At 67.4% G+C, this 5,427-nt stretch carries 7 protein-coding genes; 6 read left to right on the top strand and 1 reads right to left on the bottom strand.

Annotated features, from left to right (window positions below):
* The 4 genes from fliD to AC2H6A_RS17560 form a co-directional block, all read left to right on the top strand.
* Positions 1-834 (top strand): flagellar filament capping protein FliD (fliD, locus tag AC2H6A_RS17575; RefSeq protein ID WP_484275016.1); only part of this gene is annotated, 834 nt, incomplete at its 5' end.
* A gap of 86 nt (positions 835-920) precedes the next feature.
* Entirely contained in the window at positions 921-1,373 is a 453-nt protein-coding gene (gene fliS, locus AC2H6A_RS17570) for a flagellar export chaperone FliS (RefSeq protein ID WP_484275015.1), read from the top strand.
* 1 nt (position 1,374) lies between these two features.
* Positions 1,375-1,734: a flagellar protein FliT gene (locus tag AC2H6A_RS17565; protein ID WP_484275014.1), complete on the top strand. Its 360-nt coding sequence runs from the start codon at positions 1,375-1,377 to the stop codon at positions 1,732-1,734.
* Between the two features lie 59 nt (positions 1,735-1,793).
* On the top strand, positions 1,794-2,519 hold the full coding sequence (locus tag AC2H6A_RS17560) for a PilZ domain-containing protein (protein ID WP_484275013.1): 726 nt from the start codon (positions 1,794-1,796) through the stop codon (positions 2,517-2,519).
* Positions 2,520-2,542: 23 nt separating this feature from the next.
* On the opposite strand, the gene fliE is transcribed toward AC2H6A_RS17560, so the two are convergent.
* Positions 2,543-2,851, bottom strand: coding sequence for a flagellar hook-basal body complex protein FliE (gene fliE / locus AC2H6A_RS17555; RefSeq protein WP_484275012.1), 309 nt, complete (start codon positions 2,849-2,851; stop codon positions 2,543-2,545).
* A gap of 157 nt (positions 2,852-3,008) precedes the next feature.
* On the opposite strand from fliE, the gene fliF reads away from it, so the two are divergent.
* Both fliF and fliG read left to right on the top strand, forming a co-directional pair.
* Positions 3,009-4,673, top strand: coding sequence for a flagellar basal-body MS-ring/collar protein FliF (gene fliF, locus AC2H6A_RS17550; protein ID WP_484275011.1), 1,665 nt, complete (start codon positions 3,009-3,011; stop codon positions 4,671-4,673).
* A gap of 42 nt (positions 4,674-4,715) precedes the next feature.
* Positions 4,716-5,427 (top strand): flagellar motor switch protein FliG (gene fliG / locus AC2H6A_RS17545; RefSeq protein WP_484275017.1); only part of this gene is annotated, 712 nt, incomplete at its 3' end.

The raw sequence follows: 5,427 nt of genomic DNA, 5'->3' as shown, positions 1-5,427 counted from the left end.
ATCCGGATGCTGGCCACCGACAGCGACGGCACGAACACCGATTCAGTGGCCGGCCTGTCGCGGCTGGCCTACGACCCGACCGCCGCCGCGGGTGCCGGGCGCAATCTCACCCAGACCCAGGCCGCCCAGGATGCCTCGGTGACGATCAGCGGCCTGACGGTCACCTCGAGCACCAACACCGTGAGCGGTGCGATCGAGAATGTCACACTCGACCTGCGCAAGGTCAGTACGGGTTCGACCAGCATCTCGGTGGCGACCAACACCTCGTCGATGCGCGGCGTGATCGACAAGTTCGTCACCGCCTGGAACGAGGCCAACAGCACGCTCAATGTTGCCACCAACTACAACGCCGAGACCAAGGTGGCCGGACCGCTCCAGGGCAACAACACCTTCATCGGACTGCAACGGCAACTGCGCAACACGATGTCATCCACGCTTGCCAGCGGCTCCCTGACGCGACTTTCCGATGCCGGGATCGAGGTGCAGCGGGATGGCTCGCTGAAGGTTTCCACCAGCCGGCTCGACCCTTTTCTGGCCACCCCCGAGAAGCTCAAGTACCTGTTTGCCAACTCCAGCGACACCGACTCGACCGTGATCGGGATAGCGCGCCGGATGGACACCCTGATCACCGGTGTGCTGGGCTCTGACGGCGCCATCCCTGCCGCCACCGATGCGCTCAAGACCCGCCAGACCCAGCTGACCGACCAGCAGCGCAGCTTCCAGGTCCGGCTCACCAGCATCGAGAAGCGCCTGATCGATCAGTATTCGGCCGTGAACAAGAACATCAGCGAAATCAGTGGCGCGGCCACTTCGCTGCTGTCGAAATTCGGGTGATTACCCGGCCATTTCTTCGCTTGGGAAAGCTCAAGCCGGCGGCGGCGGCGCCGATAACCTAAACAAGACCTCACCGGAGCCGCCCGATGTTCGCACCCTACCGCAGCAATGCCGTCGCCTACCGCCAGCTTGGCGTCGAGACCGCCATCGCCGATGCCTCGCCGCACAAGCTGATCGCGCTGCTGTTCGACGGTGCGCACGAGTTCCTGCGCAAGGCGGCAAGCGCCATGGCACGCAACGACCATGCGACCAAGGGCGAGGCGATCACCCGGGTGATCCGCATCGTCGACGAGGGACTGCGCGCCTGCCTTGACAACCGCGGCGGCGAGCTCACCGAGAACCTGCGTACGCTCTACACCTATCTCATGAGCCGGCTGCTGACCGCGTCCCTGCGCAACGATCCCGAGATTCTCGATGAGGTGGAAGAACTCCTCGGCAGGATCTCCAGCGCCTGGAGCGAGATCGCTCCGAACGCGAAAACCCGTGCCGACGCACCCGCGGCGAGCACTGGCGCCCGTCTGGCTCTGGCGGTGCGCTGACATGGCCGCCGTCCATCACACGCCCGTCCGGATCGACGATCAGGCCGCCCCCGCCCTCGCCGACTATCTGCGGATCGAAAGCCTCTGCGAATCGATGCTGCTTGCGGCCCGCAACGACAACTGGGAACAGGTCAGCGAGCTGCAATCGGCCAGCCAGGCGCTGATCAGCGGGCTGCGCAGTGCGGCGCAGCTGCCGCTGGCCGGTGCCGCCCGGCGCGAGCAGCTGCGCATCATGCGCAGAATCCTGCTGATCGACGGCGAGATCCGCCGGCTCGCCGAGCCCTGGCAGCGGGGGCTGGAGCGGATGTTTGCGCCCCCGCCCGCTCGCCACGCGGGATCAGCGCGCGCGGCCTGGAACTGAATCGGGACTCCCCCGCGATTCACATGCCACGGGCCGAGCCCTTGCCCGAAGGCCTCACGGTGGGCCAGGCCGATCGGACAGCGGCCTACCGGCCGGTGACGGACCCTCAGGAGATCAGGCTCACCCTGACCGAAGTGATGGTTCGGGAGCGGCCGGTCCGGCTGAGCCTTGGGCCGATCTCATTGTCGCCCGCCGAGGGTTTGCGGCTGCGCGTCCACGCCGACGGCCTGACGCTGTCGAGCCCGGAGCCCGCGAACCCGCCGGGCCCGGATGCGCTCGAAGGAGCCGTGCTCCGCACCGAACTGCACGGTGCACAACTCCGGTTTCATGCGCAGCATGCCCGCGTGACCGTTCACGAAGGCCTGCGCACGATTCATCTCGCCTGGCCGGACCGACTGTTGCGACTGCAGGAGCGCGAGGCCTTTCGCATCCGCCCGCCTGCGCCGGCGCATGCGCTGTGCGTGCTGCGGCCTGGCGTCGGCCGGGAGCGGGTCCATCGGGTGCTGGATGTGAGCGCGGGCGGACTGGCTCTGGCCTGGCCCGTTTCGCTACCACGGCCCTTGCTGGACCAGCTCTGGCCGCACTGCCGTCTTGAGATACCTGCCCTGGCGCCGATTCCCTGCGATCTGCGGGTCAGAGCGATTCACGAGCCCGACGAGGCCGAGCCGGAGGCGCTGCGCGTGGGCGTGGTCTTCGATCGCCCGACCCCCGAGACCCAACGGGCCACGCAGCGCTATGTGTTCGAGACCGAGCGGGCTGCGCTGCGCACACGCCCCGGAAGCTGATTTGCTTCCTCAGGCTGCCGCCATCAGACCTGGATGTTCATGATGTCGGTGTAGGCCGATACCAGGCGGTTGCGCACGGTGAGCGCGGCCTGAAAACCGACCTGCGCCTTCTGCATGGCCACCATGGTGTCCTCCAGGCTCACCGAGTCGGCGCCGAGCTGGTACTGCCGCTGCAACTGGCCGGACTCGCTCTGCAGCTGGCTGACGGTCTTGAGTGCCGAGTCGAGCGCCTTCGCGAAACCCGCACCACCGGTGGGTGCGGCCGCGCCCGGAGCACGGCCGAGCCCCGCCGCGCCCACGCTGCCGAGGCCTTGCAGCAGTTTCAGATCCATGAGTCGTTCTCCAGGGGGTGCATGGCGCCACTGTATCGACGGCATCCGCGCCGCAGCGGCGAAATAGCGACCGAAGACCGCGCTATTTCCGGGTTAAGCACCCTCAAGTTCTCGGGACAATGGCCGTCGAACCCCCAAAGCCCGGTGACCGCAGCCCATGGATACCACGATCGACCAGGACGCCATTGAACGACCGCGCGGCCTTGCGGCATTGCCGATCCGCCAGATCGCGATGCTGGGCATCGGCGCCGCCGCCCTGATCGCGATTGTCGTGGCCTCGGTGATGTGGGCCCGAACCCCGGACTACAAGGTGCTGTTCGCCAACCTCGGCGACAAGGACGGTGGGGCCGTGGTGGCGCAGCTCTCGCAGATGAACGTGCCCTACAAGTTCGCCGAAGGCGGCGGCGCCATCCTGGTGCCGGGCAACCTGGTTCATGATGTCCGCCTGAAGCTCGCCTCCCAGGGCCTGCCCAAGGGCGGACTGGTGGGCTTCGAGCTGATGGAGAACCAGCGCTTCGGCGTCACCCAGTTCCAGGAGCGGCTGAACTTCCAGCGCGGGCTCGAAGGCGAGCTCTCGCGCTCCATCCAGTCACTGCCGGTGGTGCAGGCAGCCCGGGTGCACCTGGCTCTGCCCACCCAGAACGGCTTCCTGCGCGAGCAGCAGAAGGCCTCGGCCTCGGTGCTGCTCAACCTGCATCCCGGACGCATCCTCGACCGCGCCCAGGTCGCCGGCATCGTGCATCTGGTGGCCTCGTCGATCCCGGACATGAGCCCGAAGCAGGTCAGCGTCATTGACCAGACCGGCACGCTGCTGTCGAGCAATGGCGAGTCGCCGGCAGCCGGGCTCGACGCCAATCAGCTCAACTACATCCGCCAGGTGGAAACCGGCCACATCCAGCGCATCCTGTCGATCCTGGAGCCGATCTATGGCCGTGACAACATCCGCGCCCAGGTGTCGGCCGACATCGACTTCACCCAGAGCGAGCAGACCGCCGAGCTCTACAAGCCCAACCAGGGCGGCGAACAGGCCGCGGTGCGCAGCATGCAGACGGTCGAAGCCAAGGACCCGGCCGACAAGTCGGCATCCGGGATCCCGGGCGCGCTGTCCAATCAGCCGCCCGCGGCAGCAGCCGCGCCAGCCAACGGTCCCGCACAGACCCTGCAGACCGCCGGTGCTGCCGGCGCGGGTGCGGCCGGGCGGCGCGAGGCGGTGACCAACTACGAGGTGGACAAGACCGTTCGGGTGACGCGCGCCGGCAGCGGCGTGGTCAAGCGGCTGAGCGCGGCCGTGGTGGTCAACCACCGCAAGGCCACCGCGACCAACGGCAAGGTGAGCTTCACCGCGCTGCCCGCCCCCGAGATCGAGAATGTCAATGCGCTGGTGCGTGAGGCGATCGGCTTCAGCAAGGACCGCGGTGACTCCATCAATGTGGTCAACGCGCCCTTCTCCCTGGAGGAAGCCCCCAAGGCGGTCGAGCTGCCGCTCTGGAAGCAGCCCGACGTCATCGACATGGCCCGCGAAGGCGCGCGCTACCTCGGCCTGCTGGTGCTGGCGGCGATCGTGATCTTCGCGGCGATCCGGCCCTCGGTGAAGGCGCTGGCCAACCGGCCCACGGCGGTGCGCATCAGCGAGACCGTGCGCAATGATCTCGCCCTGCCGCCGCCCGGCCCCGGCATCGGCCCGGGCGGCGCACCGGCGCTGGAGGGCACCGTGCTGCCTGCCCTGCCCAGCCCGCAGCGCGACGACGTGATCAAGATGGCCAAGGACAACCCCGCCGCGGTCGCCAACATCGTGCGCGCGTGGGTGAACAAGGAGGAATGACCGGTGTCTTCCCAGGATGGACTGCAGGACAGCGCGATTCTGATGCTCGCTCTGGGCGAGGAGTCGGCCGCCGAGGTCTTCAAGCACCTGTCGCCCAAGGAGGCGCAGATGGTCGGCGAGGCGATGGCCCGCATTCGCACCACCAAGAAGGAAAAGGTGGAGGAGGTCATCGCACGCTTCCGGGCCGACACCGAAGGCCAGGGCATGCTGGTGGACGACACCAACAAGTACATCCGCACGGTGCTCACCCGGGCGCTGGGCGAGGAGCGCGGCGGCCTGCTGATCGACCGCATCCTGCAGGGCGGTGACGTCTCCGGCATCGAGAGCCTGAAGTGGATGGACGCAGCCTCGGTGGGCGAGCTCATCCGCGGCGAGCATCCCCAGATCATCGCCTCCATCCTGGTCCACCTCGAGCGCGACCATGCCAGCGCGATCCTGCAGCAGTTCTCGGAGCGCACCCGCAATGATGTGATGCTGCGGATCGCCACCCTGGATGGCATCCAGCCGAACGCCCTGCGCGAACTCAACGATGTGCTCGGCCGCGTGCTGGCCGGCAGCGACAAGCTGAAGAAGTCCAAGCTCGGCGGCTCGAAGACGGCCGCCGAGATCCTGAACTTCATGAACGGGAATCAGGACCAGGTGGTGATCGAGGCGATCCGCGAGACCGATCCCGATCTCGCCCAGAAGGTGATCGACCAGATGTTCACCTTCGACGATCTCATCAAGCTCGAGGACTCGGCGATCCAGCTGATCC

Source organism: Quisquiliibacterium sp. (genome assembly GCF_982640115.1).
The sequence above is the reverse complement of the archived record's forward strand: the minus strand, read 5'-3'. Positions and strand labels throughout refer to the sequence as shown.

Excerpts from the sequence above, each read along its gene's own strand:
- fliS (WP_484275015.1), top strand. The coding sequence starts at position 921 with ATGTTCGCACCCTACCGCAGCAATGCCGTCGCCTACCGCCAGCTTGGC.
- fliE (WP_484275012.1), bottom strand. The coding sequence starts at position 2,851 with ATGGATCTGAAACTGCTGCAAGGCCTCGGCAGCGTGGGCGCGGCGGGG.
- fliF (WP_484275011.1), top strand. The coding sequence starts at position 3,009 with ATGGATACCACGATCGACCAGGACGCCATTGAACGACCGCGCGGCCTT.
- AC2H6A_RS17565 (WP_484275014.1), top strand. The coding sequence starts at position 1,375 with ATGGCCGCCGTCCATCACACGCCCGTCCGGATCGACGATCAGGCCGCC.